Annotated in this window: 21 protein-coding genes; 7 read left to right on the plus strand and 14 right to left on the minus strand. The window is 63.5% G+C overall.

Annotation, left to right across the window (positions count from 1 at the left end):
* Positions 1–98: 98 nt before the first annotated feature.
* The 5 genes from bioB (at position 99) to QFZ40_RS15745 (ending at position 3,030) form a co-directional block, all read left to right on the plus strand.
* Positions 99–1,124: a biotin synthase BioB gene (bioB, locus tag QFZ40_RS15730; protein WP_306905560.1), complete on the plus strand. Its 1,026-nt coding sequence runs from the start codon at positions 99–101 to the stop codon at positions 1,122–1,124.
* Complete coding sequence (bsaP, locus tag QFZ40_RS21760) at positions 1,121–1,354, plus strand: biotin synthase auxiliary protein BsaP (protein WP_444861239.1); 234 nt, start codon at positions 1,121–1,123, stop codon at positions 1,352–1,354. Before bioB ends, bsaP begins: the two co-directional genes overlap by 4 nt.
* A 53-nt stretch (positions 1,355–1,407) precedes the next feature.
* Positions 1,408–1,836 (plus strand): pyridoxamine 5'-phosphate oxidase family protein, encoded by a 429-nt coding sequence (locus tag QFZ40_RS15735; RefSeq protein ID WP_306905561.1) that lies wholly within the window; start codon positions 1,408–1,410, stop codon positions 1,834–1,836.
* Between the two features lie 23 nt (positions 1,837–1,859).
* Positions 1,860–2,303 (plus strand): very short patch repair endonuclease, encoded by a 444-nt coding sequence (locus QFZ40_RS15740; protein ID WP_306905562.1) that lies wholly within the window; start codon positions 1,860–1,862, stop codon positions 2,301–2,303.
* Positions 2,304–2,619: 316 nt separating this feature from the next.
* The gene (locus tag QFZ40_RS15745; RefSeq protein ID WP_306905563.1) at positions 2,620–3,030 is read left to right on the plus strand and encodes an Hpt domain-containing protein; all 411 of its coding nucleotides are present in this window, start codon (positions 2,620–2,622) and stop codon (positions 3,028–3,030) included.
* Here the strand turns inward: QFZ40_RS15745 and QFZ40_RS15750 are convergent.
* Positions 3,003–3,776, minus strand: a complete 774-nt coding sequence (locus QFZ40_RS15750) for a response regulator transcription factor (protein WP_306905564.1) — start codon at positions 3,774–3,776, stop codon at positions 3,003–3,005. The genes QFZ40_RS15745 and QFZ40_RS15750 overlap by 28 nt on opposite strands.
* 99 nt (positions 3,777–3,875) lie before the next feature.
* Between QFZ40_RS15750 and QFZ40_RS15755 the strand changes: the two genes are divergently transcribed.
* Entirely contained in the window at positions 3,876–5,531 is a 1,656-nt protein-coding gene (locus tag QFZ40_RS15755) for a sensor histidine kinase (RefSeq protein WP_306905565.1), read from the plus strand.
* 8 nt (positions 5,532–5,539) lie between these two features.
* Here QFZ40_RS15755 and QFZ40_RS15760 read toward each other — a convergent pair whose 3' ends face one another.
* From QFZ40_RS15760 to QFZ40_RS15815, 12 genes are all read right to left on the minus strand, one after another.
* Entirely contained in the window at positions 5,540–6,733 is a 1,194-nt protein-coding gene (locus QFZ40_RS15760; protein WP_306906941.1) for a 5-methylcytosine restriction system specificity protein McrC, read from the minus strand.
* 43 nt (positions 6,734–6,776) lie between these two features.
* Positions 6,777–9,008, minus strand: coding sequence for an McrB family protein (locus QFZ40_RS15765; protein ID WP_306905566.1), 2,232 nt, complete (start codon positions 9,006–9,008; stop codon positions 6,777–6,779).
* Positions 9,009–9,081: 73 nt separating this feature from the next.
* A complete protein-coding gene (locus QFZ40_RS15770) occupies positions 9,082–9,315 on the minus strand; it encodes a PLDc N-terminal domain-containing protein (protein WP_306905567.1) in 234 nt (77 codons plus the stop codon).
* Positions 9,316–9,407: 92 nt separating this feature from the next.
* Complete coding sequence (locus tag QFZ40_RS15775; RefSeq protein ID WP_306905568.1) at positions 9,408–9,824, minus strand: acyl-CoA thioesterase; 417 nt, start codon at positions 9,822–9,824, stop codon at positions 9,408–9,410.
* Between the two features lie 71 nt (positions 9,825–9,895).
* Positions 9,896–11,947, minus strand: a complete 2,052-nt coding sequence (locus tag QFZ40_RS15780; protein ID WP_306905569.1) for an ABC transporter ATP-binding protein — start codon at positions 11,945–11,947, stop codon at positions 9,896–9,898.
* Positions 11,944–13,677, minus strand: coding sequence for an ABC transporter ATP-binding protein (locus QFZ40_RS15785; protein ID WP_306905570.1), 1,734 nt, complete (start codon positions 13,675–13,677; stop codon positions 11,944–11,946). Before QFZ40_RS15785 ends, QFZ40_RS15780 begins: the two co-directional genes overlap by 4 nt.
* Before the next feature lie 169 nt (positions 13,678–13,846).
* On the minus strand, positions 13,847–15,829 hold the full coding sequence (locus tag QFZ40_RS15790; protein WP_306906942.1) for an MDR family MFS transporter: 1,983 nt from the start codon (positions 15,827–15,829) through the stop codon (positions 13,847–13,849).
* Between the two features lie 133 nt (positions 15,830–15,962).
* Positions 15,963–16,442: a MarR family winged helix-turn-helix transcriptional regulator gene (locus QFZ40_RS15795; protein ID WP_306905571.1), complete on the minus strand. Its 480-nt coding sequence runs from the start codon at positions 16,440–16,442 to the stop codon at positions 15,963–15,965.
* 210 nt (positions 16,443–16,652) lie between these two features.
* Positions 16,653–18,359, minus strand: coding sequence for a thiamine pyrophosphate-binding protein (locus QFZ40_RS15800; protein WP_306905572.1), 1,707 nt, complete (start codon positions 18,357–18,359; stop codon positions 16,653–16,655).
* A 2-nt stretch (positions 18,360–18,361) separates the two neighbouring features.
* Entirely contained in the window at positions 18,362–19,441 is a 1,080-nt protein-coding gene (gene speB, locus QFZ40_RS15805; RefSeq protein ID WP_306905574.1) for an agmatinase, read from the minus strand.
* 202 nt (positions 19,442–19,643) lie between these two features.
* Positions 19,644–20,402, minus strand: a complete 759-nt coding sequence (locus QFZ40_RS15810; protein WP_306905577.1) for a hypothetical protein — start codon at positions 20,400–20,402, stop codon at positions 19,644–19,646.
* Between the two features lie 154 nt (positions 20,403–20,556).
* The gene (locus tag QFZ40_RS15815; RefSeq protein ID WP_306905578.1) at positions 20,557–21,132 is read right to left on the minus strand and encodes a helix-turn-helix domain-containing protein; all 576 of its coding nucleotides are present in this window, start codon (positions 21,130–21,132) and stop codon (positions 20,557–20,559) included.
* Positions 21,133–21,450: 318 nt separating this feature from the next.
* Between QFZ40_RS15815 and QFZ40_RS15820 the strand changes: the two genes are divergently transcribed.
* Positions 21,451–22,974 (plus strand): sodium:solute symporter, encoded by a 1,524-nt coding sequence (locus QFZ40_RS15820; protein ID WP_306905579.1) that lies wholly within the window; start codon positions 21,451–21,453, stop codon positions 22,972–22,974.
* Positions 22,975–23,069: 95 nt separating this feature from the next.
* On the opposite strand, the gene QFZ40_RS15825 is transcribed toward QFZ40_RS15820, so the two are convergent.
* A complete protein-coding gene (locus tag QFZ40_RS15825) occupies positions 23,070–23,312 on the minus strand; it encodes a hypothetical protein (protein WP_306905580.1) in 243 nt (80 codons plus the stop codon).
* Positions 23,313–23,348: the final 36 nt, after the last annotated feature.

Consider the following 23,348-nt stretch of genomic DNA (forward strand, 5'->3'; position numbering starts at 1 on the left):
TCGGGGCCGGGTGCGTTGTACCCATCCGACAAAAACTGCCGCTGACAGTCCAACTAGCGTCAAGGGGAGGTCCCACCCATCGCGACGAAGGACGATCATTGACGATTCAGGCAGAACCCCAAACGGGCTCGAACGACATCCTTGAGACAGCCCGGACCCAGGTGCTCGACCGCGGCATCGGACTCACCGAAAGCCAGGTCCTCGACATTCTCCGGCTCCCCGACCACGCGCTTCCTGCTGCCCTGCAGCTGGCACACGAGGTCCGTTTGAAGCACTGCGGCGAGGACGTAGAAGTTGAAGGAATCATCTCCATCAAGACCGGCGGCTGCCCCGAAGACTGCCACTTCTGCAGCCAGTCCGGGCTCTTCGACAGCCCGGTCCGCGGCGTCTGGCTGGACATTCCCGGGCTGGTCAAGGCCGCCAAGGAAACTGCGGCCACGGGCGCCACGGAGTTCTGCATCGTGGCCGCCGTCCGGGGACCCGACATCAAGCTGATGAACCAGATCAAGTTCGCGATCGACCGCATCAAGGAAGAAGTGGACATCAACATCGCCTGCTCGCTCGGCATGCTGACGCAGCGGCAGGTCAATCAGCTCGCCGAATGGGGAGTCCACCGCTACAACCACAACCTGGAAACTGCCCGCAGCTACTTTCCCAAGGTGGTCACAACGCACAGCTACGAGGAACGCCTTGAGACCTGCGCCATGGTGAAGGACGCCGGGATGGAACTGTGCTGTGGCGCCCTGATCGGCATGGGCGAGTCACTCGAACAGCGCGCCGAGCTGGCCGTCCAGCTCCAAGCCCTCGAACCCCATGAAGTCCCGCTGAACTTCCTCAACCCCAGGCCGGGCACGCCGTTGGAAAACCAGGGAATCATGGACGGCAAGGATGCCCTTCGAGCCATCGCTGCGTTCAGGCTGGCAATGCCCCATACTGTGCTGCGCTACGCCGGCGGCCGCGAGCTGACCCTTGGCGACCTGGGCACCCGCGAGGGGCTGCTCGGTGGCATCAATGCTGTCATCGTTGGCAACTACCTCACCACATTGGGCCGTCCGGCAACGGCCGATCTGCACCTGCTGGTGGAACTGAACATGCCAATCAGGGAACTCCAGAAGACGCTGTGAACCCGAGTGAGAGGACCACGGAACTGGACGGAACCCACTTTTGCGGGCACTGCGGAGGAAAGCCCGACGGCGCCGGAGGACCGCCGTCGGATGCTCACCAGGGCTGCGACGCCCGGCTCCAGCTCGAACCGCCGCGGTTCTGCCGGCTCTGTGGGCGGCGCCTGAAAGTCCAGGTATCACCCCTGGGCTGGTGGGCTGCCTGTTCACGGCACGGCGTTACCACTGGCTGAACCGCAGTTCCGGGGCCTAGCCTTTTTCTACGTAACGTAGAACAATGGGGGACATGATGTTCGAACACGCAGATGCAGATCCGGTACTTGAACTCGATGAGGAGCAGTCCTGGAAGCTCCTTGAGGCCACGAAGCATGGCCGTCTGGTGGTTTCCGTCGCGGGAGAGCCCGACATTTTCCCGGTCAATTACGTGACTTTGGGCCGAAAGGTCTATCTTCGGACCGCGCCCGGAAACAAATTGGCCCAACTGACCATCAACTCCACCGTGCTGTTCGAAACGGACGGCGTACTGTCCGACGAAGCGTGGTCCGTGGTGCTGCGCGGAACCGCACGCGTCCTTGACACCTCAGCCGAACTTGCGGCCGTGGAGGACCTGGGACTTAAGTCCTGGGTGCCAACGCTCAAAGACTTCTATGTGCAGATCGAACCGAACTCCGTTAGCGGCCGCCACTTCCAGCTGGGCGAACAGCCCGAGCGCTGACAGGCAGCTCCTAGACTGGAACTATGGCGGACAGGCTGACCCCCGAGCGGCGCAGCTGGAACATGTCCAGGATCAGGGGCAAGAACACCAAGCCCGAATTGCTGGTCCGCCGGCTGCTCCATGCCAAGGGATACCGGTACCGTCTGCACGGCAAAGCCGGCAAGGCCCGGCTGCCTGGCAATCCGGACCTTGTCTTTGCCGGCCGCCGCAAAGTCATCTTCGTCAACGGCTGCTTCTGGCATTTCCATGATTGCCGGGCAGGCCAGCATGCCCCGAAAGCAAACGCCACGTTCTGGGAGGCAAAGCGTACCCGGACCAGAATCCGCGACGCCGATCAGCGCCGTCGGCTGGAGGAGGCAGGCTGGGCAGTACTCACCCTCTGGGAATGCGAGTTGCGGGACGGATCCGCCCTGGAAAGCCAACTCGTGCAGTTCCTCGAAGCGGAAGGGACGGGCGCCGGAAATTGAGACAGGAAATTGAGGCAATCTTTCCCCTTTACGCCCGCCCTTATTGAGCAGTACGTCAGACGATGGAGTCCGGTGGCTACCACTTAGGTAACCACCACCCACACCCTCAAGGGAGAAGGATCTGCAGGCGGGCAGCCAATGCTTGCCGGCGGCGCCGATCCCTACTCGATGTAAAACCCGCAGCATCCCCAAAGAATGCCGCACTACTTCCCGGCAGCCGTTGCCGGGCAGGAGAACGGACCTAACCTGAAGTAGGACTAATGCCTCGACTTGCCGCTCCGTTGCCGGGGTGGAGAGCCCAGCGGAAAGGAGCATCATGACGCAGCCTGATGACTCTGTGCGGCCACTGGTGGACCAGTCCGTGCTCGACAGGCTGCTGGAGGAACTCGACCAGGATGAGGGATACTTCACGGTCTTCGTTGCCAAGTTCATGCAACTGCTCCCGCTCAGGATCGGAAAGCTGCGGCTCGCCCTCACCACCGGGGACCTGGACGGCGCCGTCGACGCAGTCCTCAGCCTGAAGACGTCCAGCCAGATGGTCGGAGCCGAGCGGCTTGCCGCCCTGGCAATGGACTTGGAAGGCGCCATTCGACACGAGTCCCAGCAGGGGGACCTAGCGGTGACATTGCCCCGGCTGGCGGCAACGTACTTGAAACAGATCGACCAGTGCAGCCGACAAACCCTGCATCGCCTCCAGGCTCAGCGCTCCTCCGGAGCCAGCCGGTAGCCCACACCGCGCACTGTCTGCAGCCAGCGGGGACGCTGGGGCGAATCCCCCAGCTTTTTGCGCAGATTTCCCATGTGGACTTCCACGGAACGTTCATCCGCTTCGCTGATGTAACTGCCGACGTCGTAATCCTCGTCGCGCAGGCGCCGCACCAGGTCCGATTTGGTCCGGACCGTTCGCCCTGCTTCCAGGAGGGCGTACAGCAGTTCAAACTCCGTCCGGGTCAGATTCAGTTCCTGGCCGTCCACCGCCACGGAACGCGACGCATAGCTAAGGGCTAGACCGTTATGGATGTAGTTTCCGCTCCCCTTGGTGGCCTTTCCGACCTCAGGAGCAGCCTCAGTGACTCCGGATTGCGGGGCGGGGTCCGGGACCAAGCGCGGCCGGCGCATCATGGCTGCCACCCGCGCCCTCAGTTCCCGGGGCCGGAAGGGCTTAGTGAGGTAATCATCAGCGCCCGATTCCAGGCCGATCAGCGTGTCCAGTTCGTCGGCCCGGGCGGTCAGCATCACGATGTAGGCATCAGAAAACTCGCGGATCTGCCGCGACACCTCGAAGCCGTCAATGTCCGGCAATCCCAGATCGAGGGTTATCACGTCGGGGTTCAGGTTCTTGGCCGCTAGAACCCCCTCGGCACCGCTGGCGGCGACAGTGACCTGAAAGCCCGCCTGGCTCAGCACGGTCCGTACCAATTCCCGGATATCCTGATCGTCCTCGATCACGAGCCCCACACGTGCTTCACTCATCGCAGCCCCCTCAGCCAGCCCTACCCGTCAGAAGTATAGCTCGCTGCCGATATCCTGCTGGTATGCCTCTCAACTATCCGGCCGCCCAGGCACCCCACCATGACTGAGCCCGCTGCCTGGGCCTCCGGCAGGCTGAGGTTCTTCCGCCGCCAGTTCCACGAATACCGGCTGACGGACAGGGTGGCGTTGAGCCAGATGCCCCTTTTCGTCACCACGGTGCTGACCGCCGTCCTCGTCGCGGCGTTCTTCCCCGAGAGCATGCGCAACCCGCTGTTTGTCGTTTTCCTTATCTCACAGCTTGCCATCATGGTGCTTTGCTATGCGGTGCCGTGGGAGCGCCTGCCGTACACCAGCTTCCTGGTGCTGCCGCTCCTGGATTTCATCTCGATCGCGCTCGGCAGGGAGGGCGGACAGGAAGGGCTGACAGGCATCAGCCTGCTCGCTGTTTTCCCGGTGATCTGGCTCTGCGCTTCCGGTTACTACCCGCGCACTGCCCTGTGGCTTTCCTTCCTTGCCCCGCTTGCAATCATTTGGGTACCACTGTTCATCCGGGGTGACGTGTCGGGGCCCAGCTTGTCGCGTTCCCTGCTGCTGCCCGTGATGATGCTGGGGATAGGCGTGTCCGTCAGTGTGCTGACCATGAGCATGACGCGGCAGCAACAAGCCCTGGAGGAAAAGGACCAGCAGCTTCTGGACAGCCTTCGCAGCAGCAAGAGGCACGAATCACTGCTGAATACGATCCTGGACACGGTCCACCTGGGCGTCCTTGCCATCGACAGCGACGGTCATGACATCCTGATGAACCGGAAGCAGCGCGCCAACCATGAACTCGCCACCCCCAAGGACGTCAACGATCCGAACGAGTCCCAGCTGCTGGTGTTCAAGGGCGATCGCACGACGCCGGTCCCGGTGGAAGAACGGCCCGTCCGCCGGGCGGTGCTGGGCGAGACCTTCACGGACTACCTCGTCTGGTTGGGTTCCGGGAATGAACAGCGAGCCATCACCACTACGGCGCGCGCCATGAAGGACCCCGACGGCGGGTTCGCCGGTTCAGTTGTCGTCTTCAGCGACGTGACGGATCTGGTGAACGCCCTCGCAGCCAAGGATGACTTCGTCTCCAACGTGTCACACGAATTCCGGACACCCCTAACCTCCATCCTGGGTTATGTGGAGATTCTGCTGGATGACGAACTCGACGGGCACCAGCGGCACGCCCTGGAGATCATCCGGCGCAACTCCGAGCGGCTGCTCACCCTGGTCTCTGATCTGCTCGCCAGCAGGAACGGGCAGCTGATCGTCACGCCCCAGGCCGTTGATGTGGCTGAACTGGTCCGCGCGAGCGTGTCGGCGGCACTGCCCAAGGCCGCGGCGTCGCGCGTGGCCCTGCAGGCTGCCACGCCTGAACGCCTGGATGCCCACGTGGACGCGGCACGCATCTCCCAGGTCCTGGACAACCTGGTCTCCAATGCCATCAAATACTCACCCGATGGCGGCAATGTGCTGGTATCCCTCGAGGAAGGGGACGGCCGCCTCACCTGCCGGGTCAGGGATACCGGTATGGGCATGAGCGCCGATGACCAGGCGGAAGTCTTCACCAAGTTCTTCCGCACCAGCAGCGTCCGCCAGACAAACATTCCCGGAGTGGGCCTGGGCCTGCCCATCAGCAAGGCCATTGTGGAGGCCCACGGCGGCACGATCGAAGTGGACAGTGCGTTAGGCCAAGGCTCCACATTTACCTTCCAGGTCCCGGTCTAGGCACAAACTCAATCTGAGCGTGCTTGGCGGAGCACGTCGCCCCAGGACTGCCCGGCGAGTTCCGCGACGGAAGCCAGGATCTCCGACGGCGGGCGGGACAGGTCCAGCGGAAACTCAACGATGTCAATGTCGGTATTAAGGATCCGCCTCAGCTTCACCTCGCCCGCGCCTGCGTAAATAAGCCAGGCGGTGGGCACCCGCAAGGCGGTACAGTGCGCCAATATCTGGTAATGGTCGGCAGTGAGGGACCCGCCCAGATCGGAAGCGGCCTTGTACTTCGTGTTGTAGACCACCACCGGGCGGCCGCCCAGCAGCTGCACGGCGTCCGGGTTCACTGAGAGACGGTCGGAATCCCGGACTGCCTCACTCAGGAGGGCGTTGTACCGCAAGCGGAGCTCACCGGGATACGCGGCCATGGCTTCCCCGAGGGCGATCCCCACAAAATCCTGGAACACCTTGGCCATGTCCACCACGAACGATGCCGTCTGCTGGCGGCCTTCCCCGGCTTCGGCGGAGGAATTGCGCAGGATCAGCTCCGCCAGGCGCAGCACGGCCTGATAGCGGACGTTCATCCGGCTGGGTGTCCACGGCGGCAGCGGAGCCCCGGCGGGAAGGCGGGTAACGGCGTCGAGCTTTCCCTTGAGCTGGCGGAGGCGGCTCAAGACCTCGGGCCGCACCCGCGGCACCTGGCCCATGCGTTCCAGCGCGGCACGAAGGATCCGGTTTTCGGCAATGTCCTCGGTGAATTCGTCATAGGACACTTCCAACGGCACCAGCATGCCGGGACGGCGGGAGATCTGGTCCGAGATGCGGATCCTCCCCTTGACGGTGCGGAGTGACTCGTCCACGTTGAGGTAGCCCTGCATTACGCCCCGGCCCAAGGCACGTTCGGCGAGTTGTGCCAACGACTCGGCCAGCGCGCTCCAGAGTTCCCGGTCTTCGACGGCCGCGACTGAATCTGGCCGGAAGCCTTGGTTGCCGGCATAGCTAAGGAGGAACAGGAGCCGGCTGAGCCCGAGCCGGTCCTTCGGCCTGACGTCCAGTTGCACGCTGGCCGTCCGGACCGAACCCACCTTGCCCACGGGCTCGATCCGGTACAGGCCCATGCCCATCGGGGACGCCTTGGCCAGGCCGCTCGTGTTCAGGAACGCGGCGCTGGCGGCGTCCAGCTTCTCCACGATTCCGCCGGACAGCTCGTCCAGGACCACATGCCGAATACCCGGCGCCGTGCTGGTCCCCTGTGGGCTACCCCGCCGCAACGCGTCCCAGCAACTGGTCCAGCCCGAAGCGCTCCTCAAGCTGTGCCCGGGTCAGCTGGCCGTGATAGTGCTCCTCCAGCAGCGGCATCAGCTCATACTTCCAGATCCGCCGCAGGCCGCCCGGTGTCTGCGCCGCCGGCTTCATGAAGTACGAGGGTCCGATCATCAGGTCCCTGTCCCATTCGTCAATGGCCGCGTTCAGCGCGTCGAGCAGCAGTGCCGGCGTCGTATCGAGTTGCCGGGCCTGCAGGAAACGCAGCAGCGAACCCTTCACCGGTTCTGTTTGCGGGTGCAGCTCGATGAAGGCGAAGCGCCGGCGGATGGCGGCATCCATCATGGCGATGGACCGGTCCGCGGTGTTCATGGTGCCGATGATGTAAAGGTTGTCCGGCAGCGTGAACGGCTCATTGGGGCTGTACTGCAGGTAGATCCGGTCATCGCGGTATTCCAGCAGGAAGTAGAGCTCGCCGAACACCTTGGCCAGGTTGGCACGGTTCATCTCGTCGATGATGAGGAAGTAGGGCTTATTTTCGTTGCCGGGCTTGGCGGCTTCCTCGGCCAGCCTGCGCAGCGGCCCGGCCACCAGCTTGAAGGACACCTGGCCTTCGTCCGTCTTGTCCGGCCGGTAACCCTCGAAGAAGTCCTCATAGGCGTACGACGGGTGGAACTGGACGAGTTTCACCCGCTCGTCGGTGCTGTCATTGGCGAGTTCGGCGGCGAGGTGCTTGGCCAGGTAGGTCTTGCCGGTTCCGGGCGGACCGTAGAGGACCAGCTGGCGGTTCTCCTCGAGCAGTTCGGCGATCTCCTGCAGCGGCTCAAGGTCCATGTGGAGGGAATCCGCGAATTCGCGGGTGAGCGTCCGGAAGCCCTCCTGGACAGGTGGGACGACGGCGGCAGAGTCGCCGGCGTCGTCGTCTTCCGGTTCCGCCTCGACCGGAAGGAGAGCCTGGAGGGCCTGGACTACCCGCGTGACGTCCACGACGATACCGGGGGTGGCAAGCTGGCGCTGGACGTGCCGCGGCAGGTCAGTAGTGGTGTGGCCTTCGTCGAACCAGCGCACCTTGCGCCGCATCCGCCGGTTGTCTTCGTTGTGTTCAGGTTCGCCCAGCACGACGCCGAGGCGGACACTGCCGGAGTGCTGGTAAAGCACAAGGTCGCCGGGCTTCATGACAGTCAGGAAGGCAAACACCGCCGTCTTGGTGTCCTCGCGCTCCACGTACCCCAGGTGTTTGTAGTCCTCATCCACGGCGTGCTGCACCAGCCCGGCAGTCACGCCGGGGTCGAGCAGGCGGAGGTGTTCGACGTCGAGGGTCACCATTTCCTCGCCCTGCCACGCCGTGAGCAGCTCGGTGTTGTCGCTGTGCGTCCGCAGCAGCCAGGCGCGACGGCCGGGATCGCCCACTTTGCGCCACTGGCTCACCAGCTGGCGCGAGTACCAGTCGATACGCTGCCCGGCCTGTTCATCGAGGTGCCGGCGGATGCGGTGGATGTCAGCCGTGATGTCCTCGTCGCTGTCACCCCTGGCCCCGCCCACCAGCGAGGCGAAGGCATCGCGGATTTCCTGGCGCTCGACGTCGGCCACCACTGGCTCGAAGTAGCTGGGCCAGGCAAGGTACTCGATGCTGCGGCGGATCGCGGGCTGGTCGCCGGGAGTGCCCGACGCGAGCTCGTGGAACTTCAGGGGGTCCTTCAGCGCGTTCGTGACGGCTGACGGGATCTGCTGGTCGACGTGCTGAACGAACCGGCACAGCCATTTGAGATGGTCCCAGATGGTCCAGTTGAATTCGGCCGTACGGTCCCGGATTACACCGTGGTCCGTCATGCCTTTGTAGAGTTCCTCGGGCAGTTCCAGCGGCGGCTCCAGCCAGGACGCTGCCTCCGCCACCCGGGCACGTTTGACCTTGAGTGACTTGACTTCGTGGGCCAGCGGCAATGACTGCAGGAAGAGCAGTTCGACGGCCAGCTGCTTAGCCGCTCGCGACGCATCCTGGAGGTTCTCCCGGAGGTTGGTCATCATCGGCGCTTTCGGGTCCGATACACCCCGATCCAGGTGCCCCAGCAGCTCGGCCGCTGCCTCTGCAGTCCATGTGAGGGTCCGGTCGTCCAACGCCGACGGTTTGCCCTGCAGCCCCGGCCCGAGCACAAACCAGGCCGCGTCTTCAATCTCCCGGGAGATACCGAGGGCGCGGGTCATGGAAGTTTTTGGGGCAAGGGTCATGGATCAAATTTACAGGCTCAAACTGGACGTCCGCTCCAAAACGGTGGATGGGCCCGGGCAGCTACCCGACTGCTTACCCTGCCTCGGCTGGCTTCTTGCGGCCAAAAACGAAGTAGCCCATTGGTCCAATGAAATTAATTAATGCAGCCAGCCGCCAGGCCGCCTTCGGCCCGTTGATGAGCTCCGCCGGACGCCGCGAAATGTCCCGCTGGGCGGCCAGCATGAGCGACACTTGCGCAATGCCGACAGCCACGACCCCCGCCCGTGCCGCCGGCGGCATTTCCTTCCAGGTCTTCTTCTTGGCCATGGTGAACGCTCCTTAGTCCAGGTTCTTAGTTTCGGGTCTGTGGCCTGCCGGTGCAAGGGCTCAACGAATGCCGGCTCACACCCGAGGCCGGCTCACACTGCGAACGGTGCGATCCGCTCCTTTTGCTCAGGGGTCAGGCGGCGCACCCTGCCGGTGGCCTCATCCACAAACGCCAGGTGGCTGCTGGCCCTGACGCAGTCCTCCCGTGTGACCGGGTCCTGTACGAGGTAATGGATGTCGAAGCTGGCGCCCTTGACGGCGCCGATCCATACCTGGACGACTGCCGGAACGTTCCGGTACTCCAGGGTCCTGACGTAGCGGATCTTGTGGTCCACCACCAGGGCGAGGGTGCCCTCCGGGACGTCGTTGAAGAGCGACACTTCGGGCTCGATGCCGGGCAGCCCGGCACCCCGGGGCGGTCCGAACGCTGCGATCCGTGCTTCTTCGAGCATGCGGACAATCTGCACGTTATTGATGTGCCCGTAGGCGTCCATGTCCCCCCAGCGCATCGGAACCAGGACCTCGATGCGCCGGTGATTTGCGCCGTCTCCCGTCCCGCCGGACGCCGAGCCCTGCCCGCTCAGCTGTGCACCGCCGTCGAATCATCCACAGTGGTTTCTTCGACGTTGGCACCGGAGAACTGGGACATGTAGAGGCGGTAGTAGGCCCCTCTAGCCGCGAGCAGCGTCTTGTGGTTGCCCTGTTCCACGATCTTGCCGTTCTCCATCACCAGGATGGTGTCGGCGTCACGGATGGTGGACAGGCGGTGGGCAATCACAAAGCTGGTGCGGTCCGTGCGAAGCGCGGCCATGGCCTTCTGCACCAGGAGTTCCGTCCGGGTGTCCACGGAACTGGTGGCCTCGTCCAGGATGAGCAGTGACGGACTGGCCACGAAGGCCCTCGCGATGGTGATGAGCTGTTTTTCACCGGCGCTGACGTTGTTGCCTTCCTCGTCGATCACGGTGTTGTAGCCGTCCGGCAGGCCGCGCACGAAGCGGTCCACAAAGGTGGCCTTGGCGGCTGCCATGACTTGTTCCTCCGTGGCGTCCAGCTTGCCGTAGCGGATGTTGTCGTAGATGGAACCGCCGAAGAGCCAGGCGTCCTGCAGTACCATGCCCACCTTGGCCCTGAGCTCGGCCCTGCTCAGGTGGGTGACGTCCACCCCGTCCACCGTGATGGATCCGGAGTTGAGCTCGTAGAAGCGCATCACCAGGTTGACCAGGGTGGTTTTGCCGGCGCCGGTGGGCCCGACGATGGCAACGGTGTGCCCGGGCTCCGCAGTGAAGGAGAGGTTCTCGATCAGGGGCTTGTCCTCGGTGTAGCTGAAGGTGACGTCCCTGAATTCCACGTGCCCGTCCGTCTTGGCCGGCAGGTGCTCCGTGGCGGTCTCGGGGTCCTGCTCATCGGCATCCAGGAACTCGAACACCCGCTCCGAGGAGGCCACACCGGACTGCAGCATGTTCGCCATGCCCGCCATCTGCCCCAACGGCTGCGTGAACTCGCGGGAGTACTGGATGAAGGCAGTGGCATCACCCAGGGACATGGAGCCCGAAGCCACGCGCAGGCCGCCGACCACGGCGATGCCCACGTAGCTGAGGTAGGAGACGAACTGCATCACCGGGAAGATGATGCCGGACACGAACTGGGCCCCGAAGCTGGCCTTGTACAGGGCTTCATTGCGCTCTTCGAACCGCTCCAGCATGTCGGCGTCACGGCCGAACACCCGGACCAGATCATGTCCCGAGAAGGATTCCTCGATCTGCCCGTTCAGCGCACCGGTGTTCTTCCACTGCGCGGCGAAAAGCTTCTGGCTGCGGGAGCCGATCATGCCTGCCGCGACACCTGACAGCGGAAGGGCTATCAGGGCGATCAGGGCGAGCTGCCACGAAACGATGAACATCATGATCACGATGCCGATGACCGACAGGACCGAACTGATCAGCTGCGCGAAGGCCTGCTGGAGGGCCTGCTGGACGTTGTCGACGTCGTTCGTCACCCGTGAGAGGACGTCGCCGCGCTGGCGGGTGTCGAAGTAGTTCAACGGCAGCCGGTTCAGTTTCTTTTCGGTGTCGTCCCGGAGCCGCCGGATCACCTTCATGACGATGCGGTTCAGGACATAGCCCTGGAGCCAGAGGAAGATGTTCGCCACGAAGTACATCAGCAGCACGATGGAGATCAGGACTGTGAGCTTCTGGAAATTGATCCCGGTGCCGGGCACCAGTTCCATCCGCGAGATCATGTCAGCAAGATTCTCCTGGCCCTGCTGACGCAGGCCGGCAACGAACTCGTCCTTGCTGGCGCCGGCCGGCAGCTGTTTGCCCACCACCCCGCCGAAGATGACATCCATTGCCTGGCCCAGGATCTTGGGGGCGATGACGTTCAGGACAACGGAGACCACCACCAGTGCCACCACGGCGTAGATGCCCAGTGCCTCGGGCTTCAGGAGACCCATCAGCCGCTTGGCAGAGGGCCAGAAGTGTTCTGCCTTTTTGGCCGGCATGCCGCCGAACATGTCGCCGTCCGCCTCCGAGGGTTTGTATTCCTCCTCGACGAAATCGTCGTCCTCCAGGATCTCGGTTGGCGTTGCTGCTGTTTCCTCAGCCGTGGTCGAGTCCTTTTTGTGGCCGCTCATGCCATTTCCTCCACGCTCAGCTGGGATTCAACAATTTCCTGGTAGGTGGGCGAGGTTTCCAGCAGCTCCTCATGGGTGCCGCGGTCCACGATCCGCCCGTTGTCCAGCACCAGGATCTGGTCCGCCTCGGTGATGGTGGAGATCCGCTGGGCCACGATGATCACTGTGGCGTCCGCGGTAATCGGCTTCAGCGCGGCCCGGAGCCGGGCATCGGTGGCCACATCCAAGGCTGAGAAGGAATCGTCGAACAGGTACACCCTGGGCTTGGTGACCAAGGCACGGGCGATGCACAGACGCTGCCGCTGGCCGCCCGAAACATTGGTTCCGCCCTGCGCAATTCGGGCGTTCAGGCCGTTCTTCTTGTCACGGACAAACTCATCGCCCTGGGCCACGTGCAGGGCATCCCACAGCTCCTGGTCCGTTGCTTCGGTCTTCCCGAAGCGCAGGTTGTGCTCAATGGTGCCGGAGAAGAGGTACGGGCGTTGCGGAACCAGGGCCACTCGCTTGGTAATTTCTGCCCGGTCCAGATTGCTGACAGGCACCCCGTCAAGGAGGACCTCGCCCTCGGCAATGTCATACAGGCGCGGCAGCAGGGAAAGCAGGGAGGTTTTGCCGGCACCCGTGGAGCCGATGATGGCCAGGGTCTCCCCCGGCCTGGCGGTGAAGCTGATGTTGCTCAGCACGGGCGATTCGGCGCCGGGGTAGGCAAAGGTCACGTTCCGGTACTCGACCACACCGGCAAGCCTGGCGGGAGCCTCAGGCTCTTCCGGATCATGGATGGAGGGTTCGACGTCGAGCACCTCACCGATCCGGTCCGCGCAGACCGAGGCACGCGGGATCATCATGGCCATGAACGTTCCCATCATGACGGCAATGAGGATCTGAAGCAGGTACTGCAGGAACGCCGTCAGGGACCCCACCTGCATGTCGCCGGAGTCAACGCGCTGCCCGCCGAACCAAAGTACGGCGGCCGTGGACAGGTGAAGGATCATCCCGATTGCCGGGAACATCAGGACGAACAGTGAGCCGATTTTCAGGGAAACGTCCGTGAGTTCCTTGTTTGCTTCGCCGAAGCGTTCGGTTTCGTAGGGCTCGCGGACAAAGGCGCGTACCACCCTGATCCCGATGATCTGCTCCCGCAGGACGGCGTTGATGCCGTCGATCTTCTTCTGCATGGAACGGAACAGCGGCATGAGCCGGACCACGATGTATCCGACCACCGCAATCAGGACCGGCACGGAGACCCACACCAGCCAGGACAGGCTGATGTCTTCCCGGAGGGCCATGATGATGCCGCCGACGCACATGATGGGCGTGGCCACCATAAAGTTCAGACCTACCAGCATCACCATCTGGACTTGCTGGACATCGTTCGTGCCGCGGGTGATCAACGTGGGCGCGCCGAAGGTGTTGACGTCCTTGGCCGAGAAACTGGTGACCTTGCGGAACACGCCCCTCCGCAGGTCCCGGCCCACAGCCATCGCTGTCTTGGAGCCGAAGTAGACGCCGGCGATGGCGGTCCCCACCTGGACGAAGGCGACCAGGAGCATCAGGATTCCGGTGCGCCAGATGAAGTCCGTGTCCCCGCGGGAGACGCCCTCATCAATGATCTGGGCGTTCAGGCTGGGTAGGTAGAGAGCAGCAATAGTGGATGCCAGTTGGAAAAGAATGACGGCCACGATGTACGGAATATACGGTTTGGAATACTGCCGTACGAGTGTGAGAAGCATGCCCACGGATCCTTAGGAAGAGAGCGCGAATTGGTGAGAATAAGTAGTAGCAGCGAGGGCTGACATTCTTAGCCTTACCACTCTACGAAATCCTTTGCCCTAGCGAAACGTCCGTGGGAAAAGATCATCCAATCGGAGTACTTTTCTCCCGCGAGTTATCCTCCCGGCGCTATCCGGGCTCCCGGGTCACCCCGTCCGCATTGCCGCCGGTAGCCAGGTAGTGGGCAGCCGCCTTCTGCAGCTTCCGCTCCTTGCCAAGTTCCTTGGCCACCGCCTTCAGCATGGATGCCACTCTGGCCTGTTCGGCTGCGATCTCCTGCTGAACCTCAGCCTGACGATGCACTGCATTCATTGCCGCGGTGAGTTGCAACTGCTGCTCAGCAAGCAGTTTCTGGGTCTCCACAATCAACGGCACCATCTGGGCGGACGCAAGTCGTGAGCCTCTGTCAGTGCTCGCCTGCCGCCTCAGCACCTCAACAAACTCCCGGTCAATATCGTCGACGTCAGCTGTCAGGCCGGGCTCCGCCGTCGGACGCCCTGCCGAAGGCGCAGCAGCACGCGCAGCAGCCTCCGATGCGTGCACTGGCTCCGACACGTCAGTTGCTCCCGCCATCACCTCCGCGTCATCGGCCCCCGGGCCATTGGCAGCCTCGGGCTGGATGTCAACGGTACGGCGGAGGGGCTTTTCCTTGATGAAGAGGACAGCAACCAGCGCGACGACGCCGATGATGGCGGAAATCAGGAAGATCTGCGCTGTGGCGTCGCCGTAGGCAGCGCGCATGATTTCACGTACGGGTTCGGGAAGGTCCACCAGGTCCAGGCTGGCCCCGGCCCCGTCGCCTTGCACCGGGATGTTGGCTGCAAGCAGGCCCTCTTTCGCCAACTGCGTGACACGTGAGCCGAGGATCGCGCCGAGGACAGACACGCCGATCGCGCCGCCTACCGAGCGGAAGAATGCGACTGATGCGCTGGCGGTGCCGATGTCCGAGGACTTGACGGTGTTCTGCACCGCCAGGACGAGGTTCTGCATGACCATCCCCAGGCCGAGCCCGAGGACTGCCGTGTAGATTCCCGTCCGCCAGAGCTCAGTCGTATGGTCAATAGTGCCGGTCAGGCCAAGTCCGGCGATCAGCAGGAACGAGCCGGAAACCAGGTACCGCTTCCATTTGCCGGTGCGGCTGATCAGCTGGCCCGAGACGACGGAACCAAGGAGGTTGCCTGCGATCATGGGCAGGGTCAGCAGTCCGGCTTCGGTGGGGCTGGCGCCCCTTGCCACCTGAAAGTACTGTCCCAGGAATGTTGACGAACCAAACATGGCGACGCCCACGGCCACCGATGCCAGGATAGCCAGGGCGGTGGTCCGTTCGGAGATGATCTTGAGCGGAATGATGGGCTGCTGCACCTTGGATTCCACCAGCACCAGGAGGGCGAGCAAAAGGACGCCACCGCCGACCATCGCGGCCGATTCCCAGGACAGCCAGTCGTAGTAGTCGGGGTTACCGGCGAAGGACACCCAGATCAGCAGGATGCTGACGCCTGATGTCAGCAGGATGGAACCAAGCCAGTCGATCCTGACCGGGCGCCTGACATGCGGAACCTTCAGGGTGATCTGGAGCAGGATGAGGGCAATGACGGCGAGCGGCACGCAGACAAAGAATGTCCAGCGCCAGCCCAACGGGCTGTCCACGATGAATCCGCCCAGCAGCGGGCCGCCGGCGGTGCCCACTGCCATCGTTGCGCCCATGTAGCCCGAGTATTTTCCGCGGTCCCGGGGCGGGATCATGGATCCGATGATGGCCTGGGCCAGGGCGGTAAGGCCGCCCATGGCTACGCCTTGGATCACCCGTGCCGCCAGCAGCAGGGGGATGGTCTCGGACAGGCCCGCCATGACGGAACCTGCCACGAACACGACGATACTGAGCTGGACCAGGAGCTTCTTGTTGAAAAGGTCCGCGAGCTTGCCCCAGATGGGAGTAGTGGCGGCGTTGGCCAGCAGAGCGGCCGTGATGACCCAGGCAAAGTCGGTCTGGGTGCCCTTGAGCTCAGACATGATGGTGGGCAGCGCGTTGGCCACGATGGTGCTGCTGAGGATAGCGGTGAAGAAGGCGGCCAGGAGCCCGGTCAGGGCTTCCATGATCTGCCGGTGGGACATCACCGGCTGCGGCTCTTCCAAGGACACCGTAGTAGGGGGCACTGGCGTGCGAGGTTCGGGTTGCGTCGGCGTTGCTTGCGTCGGCTTGGGCCGGGTGGCCGGTGGTGCGGCGTGGCTTGCCATTGATCTGCTCCTAGAAAATTTGGGTGCTCGTGGTGGATCCGGCCGCCTTTGCCCGGGCTGAAGACTTGAGTGATTCGGAGAGTTTTTCCAGGGTCCTCGCGGTGGCTTCGGCGTCTGCCTGGCTCCAGTCCTGGAGATACTCCTGCAATGTGGCGGCGCGCTGCTCTTCGATCTGCCGGAGTTTGTCTGCGCCGGGTGGCGTCAGGGCGACCAACTGGGCCCGGCCGTCGTCGGGATCCGGCCGTCTGATGACATATCCCTGGTCTTCGAGGTCCGCGATGTGGCGGCTGAGGACAGGCGCGCTCACACCAAGCCGTTCAGCCAGATGGGTTGCCCGCGACTCCCCCTCAGCCACGAACCTGAGCACGCCCTGCAGCGCAACGCCCGTGTCCTTGCCCCGCAGGTTCGCGGCGGCCACGCACTTCACCACCCGCTGCAGGTCGAAGATCCGGTGGACAAGGTCCGCTGCTGTGTCTGGCGCAACTGCCATAATTCCCTCCATTATTGCCTTAGGCAACTATACAGAAACATGGTTGCTTTGGGAAACTAACCACAGTCTCGCCGTCCGGCACTCGCCTTAAACGCGAAAGCGCGAACTGGCAGCTAATCCCCTCAAATTCGTTTTAGGAGGGTATTAACTGCCAGTTCGCGCGGGAGTAGTGGCTGCGGAAGGATTTCGCGCAGGAGTATGGTGCCCGGTTCAGGCTTCCAGGTGGGTGGGGCCGAACATCCTGAGTAGGGTTTCGACGACGACGACGTTCGGGCCGTCTGCGGCCAGACCCGCTTTCAGCGCGTCCCCGACGCCCTCGGGGCCAACTCTGGTGGCTGGGACACCAAAGGCTTCGGCGAGCTTGACGAAGTCGGGCCGTGCGAGTTCGGTGGCGGTGGCTTTGCCGAAAGCTCCAACCATGTATTCGCGCAGGATGCCGTAGCCGCCGTCGTCCACAATCAGCCAGGTGACGGGAACATTGTGCTGCTTAACCGTGGCCAGCTCGGAGATGGAGTACATGGCCGATCCGTCGCCGGAGACAGCCAGAACACGCCCGGGCCTGCCCACGGTCTCCAGCCCCACGGCGCCCCCGATGGCAGCGGGGAATCCAAAGCCCAGGCCGCCGGCGCCCTGGGCTGAATGGAACTGGCCCTCGCGGGCGTCCCAGCAGCTCCAGCCCCAGTAGGCCGCGATGGTCATGTCCCAGAAAGTCTGCATGTCCGCCGGAACAGCCTCGCGGATATCGGCCATGAATTTCAGTTCCTTGGCCAGGCCCTGGGATTCAAGCCGGGCGTGAACTTTGGCAAGGGATTCCTTCACGAGGTCCTCAGGGGAGGTGCCATGCCAGCTTGTGGCCGGCCGGCGTTCAGTGCGCAGTGCCTCGTCGAGCGCTTCATCCAGGGCGGCCAGGGCCTGACCGGCATCGGCGCGGATACCCAGGCCGGGCCTGTTTGATTCCAGCACGCGGGGCTCGGCATCGATCTGGATAATCCGGCCGCGGGGCTCGAACGTGAAGTAGTTGGAGGTGACCTCGCCCAGGGACGAGCCGATGACCACCAGGACGTCTGCGTCCTCCAATACGTCGGTCATGTACCGGTCCTCGATCCAGGACTGCAGGGACAGCTCGTGGTTCCAGGGGAACGCGCCGTTGCCTCCGGGCGTGCAGATCACCGGGGCACGGAGTTTTTCAGCGAGGGACAGCAGGGACTTTTCGGCCCTTCCCCGTCGCGTACCGCCGCCGGCGATGATCGCCGGACGTTCCGCCGTCGAGAGCCATTTCACTGCTTCACGGACGAGTTCCACTCGCGGCGGATTGTCCGCGGCCTCTGCGAGCGCGTCCTCTACAGGCGGCACCATGATGGGGTCGAGCAGGACGTTCTGCGGTATTTCCAGCCACACCGGCCCCTGCGGCGAAGAGATTGCTTCAGTCCAGGCGTCCTGGATTGCCGACGGGATGCCTGAAGCGTGCTGGATCAGCCGCTGGCTTTTGGTGACGTTTGCGGCCGAGGCTTTCTGGTCATCCAGCTGGTGCAGCATGCCCTTGCGTCGTGCACCCAGGCCCTCCAGCGGTATCTGGCTTGCCACCACCACCATGGGAACTCCGGTGGCGTAGGCTTCCTGCAGCCCGGCCAGGGAGGTCAGCGCCCCGGGACCGGTGGACAGGAACAGCACGCCCACCTCACCCGTGGCCCGCGAGTAGCCATCCGCGGCGAAGGCGCTGTTGTTCTCGATCCTGGAGGACACAAAATGCAGATTGCCGCGGCCCATGGCGTCAAAAAGCCCCAATGCGTGTTGGCCCGGGATACCGAAGACGGTTTTGGCGCCCAGCGCTTCGAGGGTCTCGACGACGAGATCCCCGCCATTCCGGAGACCGGTACCTTTTGTCGGAGCGGCCGTCCCCGGATCGAAATCAATCACTCTCAATACTCCTTGGCTCCGGTCGGGGCGGCGGCGGCGAAACCGGCCGGCCGGCGGAATTCCTGGCCAAGCGCCTGCGGGGCGTAGCCAGTGGCGGCGCCGAAGCGATCACCTTCCACGGCGCTGTCCGCCATCAACGTCACCAGTTCGTAGGCAACATGGCTCGCGGCCACGCCTGTGATTTCCGCATGGTCGTAGGCGGGGGCCACCTCGACAATATCCGCGCCGACCAGGTTCATTCCGCGGAAACCGCGGATGATCTCCAGCAGTTCCCGGCTGGTGATGCCACCGGCTTCGGGAGTGCCCGTGCCGGGGGCGTGCGCCGGGTCCAGCACATCGATGTCCACGGAAACGTACAGCGGGCGGTTGCCGATCCGGTCCCGGACCTTGGCCACCGTCTCGAGGACACCCTGGTAGTAGACGTCTGCGGAGGTGACGATGCCGAAGCCGAAGCGGTGGTCGTCGTCGAGGTCCTTCTTGCCATACAGCGGACCGCGGGTGCCGATGTGGCTGATGGCTTCCGTGTCGAGGATGCCTTCCTCCACGGCCCGGCGGAACGGGGTGCCGTGGGTGTACTCCGCTCCGAAGTAGGTGTCCCAGGTGTCCAGATGCGCATCAAAGTGCAGCATCGCGATGGGCCCGCCGGCACGCTCGGCGGCGGCACGGAGCAGAGGCAGGGCTATGGTGTGATCCCCGCCGAGAGTCACGAGCTTGCTCCCTCCGGAGGTCAGGTCCAAAGCATTCTGCTGGATGGTCTCGATGGCATCGTTGATATTGAAGGGATTGACTGCCATGTCCCCGGCGTCGGCCACCTGGACGTTTTCAAAGGGGCTGACGTCCCAGGCGGGGTTGTAGGGGCGGAGCAGTCGGCTGGCTTCGCGCACATGGTTGGCACCGAAACGGGCGCCGGGACGATATGAGACCCCGGAGTCAAAGGGGACGCCCACTACGGTGATGTCTGCCTTGGCCACCTGGTCCAGGCGCGGAAGGCGTGCATAGGTGGCGGCGCCGGCATAACGCGGGATACGGGATGAATCGATGGGGCCAAGGTTGCCGTTGGCTTCGATGCGCAGCTCTTCCAAAGGGAGGCCTCTCCTTCGAGGATGGATTCTCGGGTGTGACTGCCATCATACACCGGGTTGCCCTATGTGCATCAATTGTTTACAAGTTGTTCCTAAGAAGGCCGACTAGGAAGGCCGACGGCGGCGGGTCACCGAAAGTGGCCGCCGCCGTCGCGCTCCCGTGCTGTCCGTGCGGACCACGACTATCGCGCAGACGCTGGAATCAGGTGTAGGAAACGCTCATCAGAAGCGCCTTGAGCTGGGCGTATTCCGGAGATTGCGTCCAGGCGCTGGCAGCCTCGTCCGAGGGGAAGCCGGGAGAGTCCATGAAGACCCGGAAGATCGCCGCACCGTTGGGCAGGAGCACCTGGCCGTTGCCGCTTGCAGCGCTTCCGGTAACAAGCTCGGCGGCCGGCCGGACATCCATGGAGAAGTGGTCGTTCACGTCAACGAAACTGTCGCGGAAAAAGCCGAATGCCGGCTCCCCCTCAAAAGCTGCCAGCCCGAGAACGGGTGCGGAGTCAAAGACCGTGCGCTCCACCGGACTGGAAGCACCATCGCCGTAGAAGCCGCTGACCATAAAGGCCACATCCCTGCCGCGGTGATCGCTTAGCACCGCCTCGACGCAATCGGCGGAACTGCCGGGCAACGTCGGACCAGGCTGGGTGCGGATGGACCAATTGGCCGGGTAGGCGAAGGAAATGTGCCCGTCCGGGAAAGTGAACGTCTTCAGCGCGGGTGCCGGCGCTTTGTTCTTTTTTCCGGCGGTCTTCTCTCCGGCCGTCTTTTCTCCCCCGGCCTTTTCCGTACCCGCCCTGTCGGCACTGACCTGCGTCAACGAGGTCAAGGTGAGGGCCGGACCGGAGCCCTGGTCCGGCGTCGCGCCCGAGGTGGGGACCGGCGCGCAGGCGGCCATGGCAGAAATGAGCGCAAGCGTAAGTGCGCCCGCGGCTGCAGCTTTAGCGAATCTTTCAGGGTGCATTGTTTTCCCCAATCATGAATAAGGGTCCTCTTGGAGGGGCGGGGCGTTGTGCCCCGTCAACCTATTAGTGTCCGGAGGAGCCATATTTATTACATCGCTTGGATTAATTCTTTCCCGGCACTCTGACAGGCCTCTTGCCGGGAGGGAAGCGCGCTTACCGGCTGGCGGCAGGAACCAGAACCCAGAGAACTTCCACTGTCTTGTCCGTGGGGTTGACCCAGGTGTGGGGCTCGCGTCCGGGGAAGGTCACGGTATCGCCGCTGCTAAGGTCATACTCCTCGTTGGTGAGGATCAGCCGGATGCTGCCCTTGATCACGTGCAGTACATCCACATCGCAGTCGACTGCATATAGCTCGGATTCGCCCCGGCCATGAGGTTCAATCACCGCCTGGATGATCTGGATCCGGCGCTCGGAACGCGCCGTGAGGAGCCGCTCAACAATTCCTTCGCCGCCCAGCGAAATGCGCGGCCCGTCATCTCGCTTGGTGAGGTGGGTCTCCGGGGCGGCAAAGAGGTCCCCGATGGAAATCGACAGGACCTGGCACAGGGTAACCAGTGAGGCAACCGACGGCGAAGTCAGGTCCCGCTCAACCCGGCTCAGGAATCCCTTGGTGAGGCCGGTGGCGTCGGCAACCTGCTCGATGGTGAGTCGCTGGGACTGCCGTGCGGCACGGATCCGGGAACCGATGGCCACCGGGGCGTTGCTTGGCTCAACTGGCAGTGCCTTCATATGCGAACCTTTCATGGCCGGCAGTCCGGCCCCATCTCTGGAGCAATACTAATGGTCCGCAGCCCATGTGACCCCGCCGTGGCGAACCAGTCAATGCCGGGAGCCGGCAGGTAAGGGCACGCTTGACTGTTACCTCCGTCACAGCATACGCTCTAGGACAACAGATGTTGCCTATCAGGCAATATCTTGAGAAGCAGCAGTACCCAGCGCACTCAGGGACACTTCCCCACCCACCCCGTTAGAGCAGCGGAATACCGGTATCCCAGCAAAGCATTTCCGGATTCCAGCAAGGCTGCCGATCAGCTCCAGGAGCCCAATATGGACGCATCATTCGTCAACATCGCCATTGTGGTGGTGTACCTCCTCGCCATGCTCGCCTTTGGCTGGTGGGGCAAATCCCGTACCAAGAACAACAGTGATTTCCTGGTGGCCGGCCGGCGCCTGGGTCCATTCCTCTACACCGGCACCATGGCCGCCGTCGTCCTGGGCGGCGCCTCCACCGTGGGCGGCGTGGGCCTTGGCTACAAATTCGGCATCTCCGGTATGTGGCTGGTTGTGGCCATCGGCGCGGGGGTCCTGCTCCTGAGCCTCCTCTTCGCGGGAACCATCCAGAAACTCAAGATCTACACCGTCTCCCAGATGCTCACCCTCCGCTACGGCAGCAAGGCCACGCAGACCTCGGGCATCGTGATGCTGGCCTACACGCTGATGCTGTGCGCCACTTCCACCAGCGCCTATGCCACCATCTTTGTGGTGCTCTTCGGCTGGGACCGTTCACTGGCCATCGCCATCGGCGGCGCGATCGTCCTGGTGTACTCGACGATTGGGGGCATGTGGTCCATCACCCTGGCGGACCAGGTGCAGTTCGTCATCAAGACGGTAGGCATCTTCCTGCTGATGCTCCCGTTCACACTCAACGCGGCGGGCGGTCTGGATGGCATCCGCAGCCGCGTGGACGAAAGCTTTTTCCAGATCGGGGGCATCGGCGTCCAAACAATCATCACCTACTTCGTTGTCTATACCCTTGGCCTGCTGATCGGGCAGGATATCTGGCAGCGCGTCTTTACTGCCAAGACAGCCAAGGTCGCACGATGGGGCGGCGCCACCGCGGGCGTCTACTGCATCCTGTACGGGGTCGCCGGCGCCCTGATCGGCCTCGGCGCCAAGGTTGCCCTGCCGAACATTGACGTGGCAACTTCAGGCAAGGACGTTGTCTACGCAGAGGTCGCCCAGAACCTGCTTCCCATCGGCATCGGGGGCCTGGTCCTCGCCGCAGCGGTCGCAGCGATGATGTCCACGGCGTCCGGCGCGCTCATCGCGGCGGCCACCGTAGCCCGCGCCGACGTCCTGCCGTTTATTGCAAGCTGGTTCGGCAAGGACATCAGCACCGAAGACACCGAGAACCCCGAGCACGACGTCAAGGCCAACCGCATGTGGGTCCTTGGCCTGGGCATCGTTGCCATCGTCATCGCCATCATCACCAAGGACGTCGTGGCTGCCCTGACCATCGCCTACGACATCCTGGTGGGGGGACTCCTCGTGGCCATCCTGGGCGGCCTGGTCTGGAAACGAGGCACGGGACTGGCCGCCGCGGCCTCCATGGCTGTTGGTTCCGTCGTGACTCTGGGCACCATGATCGTGCTGGAGATCAACGCCAAGGCGCCCCTGGACGGCGTCTTCGCCAACGAGCCCATCTACCTCGGACTGGCCACCTCAGCCGTTGTCTACGTTGCAGTCTCCCTGCTCACCAGGCCTACGGATCCGCAGGTGATGCGGAATTGGCGCCGCCGCGTTGCGGGCCTGGAAAACGAGGAAGTTCCGGTTCCTGTCCCTGCTCCCTGACAGCACGAGACGCAACAGTATGGACCAGCTTTAAACCACGACGGCGGCACCTCCCTTTCGCTTCCTGCGAACCGGAGGCGCCGCCGTCGTCCGTTCTACTCGATATCGTCAGTTTCCGTCGTCTCGCGGTACTCCTCGGGGTCCAGCGGGACCACCCGTTCCTCCGCGTCGACGACTACCGGGGCTGGCGGGATGACCGGTTCTTCCGCATCCAGGAATTCATCCTCCGCATCCCATTCGTCATCAACAACCGGTGCATCTTCTGCATAGTCATATGCGGGATCTGATTCCACAGCTTCGAGGTGCGGCATGTCCGGGTGCTGTCCGGTGGTGCTCATGATTCAACCTCCGTTGTTCGCCTGACGTGCTCTTTC

The sequence above is a fragment of the Arthrobacter pascens genome, from assembly GCF_030816475.1.
GTDB classification, from domain to species: domain Bacteria; phylum Actinomycetota; class Actinomycetes; order Actinomycetales; family Micrococcaceae; genus Arthrobacter; species Arthrobacter pascens_B.

Bases quoted from the DNA above. Each gene is read 5' to 3' on its own strand.
- QFZ40_RS15735 (WP_306905561.1), top strand. From the start codon at position 1,408: ATGATGTTCGAACACGCAGATGCAGATCCGGTACTTGAACTCGATGAG.
- QFZ40_RS15740 (WP_306905562.1), top strand. From the start codon at position 1,860: ATGGCGGACAGGCTGACCCCCGAGCGGCGCAGCTGGAACATGTCCAGG.
- QFZ40_RS15745 (WP_306905563.1), top strand. From the start codon at position 2,620: ATGACGCAGCCTGATGACTCTGTGCGGCCACTGGTGGACCAGTCCGTG.
- QFZ40_RS15750 (WP_306905564.1), bottom strand. From the start codon at position 3,776: ATGAGTGAAGCACGTGTGGGGCTCGTGATCGAGGACGATCAGGATATC.
- QFZ40_RS15755 (WP_306905565.1), top strand. From the start codon at position 3,876: ATGACTGAGCCCGCTGCCTGGGCCTCCGGCAGGCTGAGGTTCTTCCGC.
- QFZ40_RS15765 (WP_306905566.1), bottom strand. From the start codon at position 9,008: ATGACCCTTGCCCCAAAAACTTCCATGACCCGCGCCCTCGGTATCTCC.
- QFZ40_RS15770 (WP_306905567.1), bottom strand. From the start codon at position 9,315: ATGGCCAAGAAGAAGACCTGGAAGGAAATGCCGCCGGCGGCACGGGCG.
- QFZ40_RS15775 (WP_306905568.1), bottom strand. From the start codon at position 9,824: ATGCGCTGGGGGGACATGGACGCCTACGGGCACATCAATAACGTGCAG.
- QFZ40_RS15780 (WP_306905569.1), bottom strand. From the start codon at position 11,947: ATGAGCGGCCACAAAAAGGACTCGACCACGGCTGAGGAAACAGCAGCA.
- QFZ40_RS15785 (WP_306905570.1), bottom strand. From the start codon at position 13,677: ATGCTTCTCACACTCGTACGGCAGTATTCCAAACCGTATATTCCGTAC.
- QFZ40_RS15790 (WP_306906942.1), bottom strand. From the start codon at position 15,829: ATGTCCCACCGGCAGATCATGGAAGCCCTGACCGGGCTCCTGGCCGCC.
- QFZ40_RS15795 (WP_306905571.1), bottom strand. From the start codon at position 16,442: ATGGCAGTTGCGCCAGACACAGCAGCGGACCTTGTCCACCGGATCTTC.
- QFZ40_RS15810 (WP_306905577.1), bottom strand. From the start codon at position 20,402: ATGCACCCTGAAAGATTCGCTAAAGCTGCAGCCGCGGGCGCACTTACG.
- QFZ40_RS15815 (WP_306905578.1), bottom strand. From the start codon at position 21,132: ATGAAGGCACTGCCAGTTGAGCCAAGCAACGCCCCGGTGGCCATCGGT.
- QFZ40_RS15820 (WP_306905579.1), top strand. From the start codon at position 21,451: ATGGACGCATCATTCGTCAACATCGCCATTGTGGTGGTGTACCTCCTC.
- QFZ40_RS15825 (WP_306905580.1), bottom strand. From the start codon at position 23,312: ATGAGCACCACCGGACAGCACCCGGACATGCCGCACCTCGAAGCTGTG.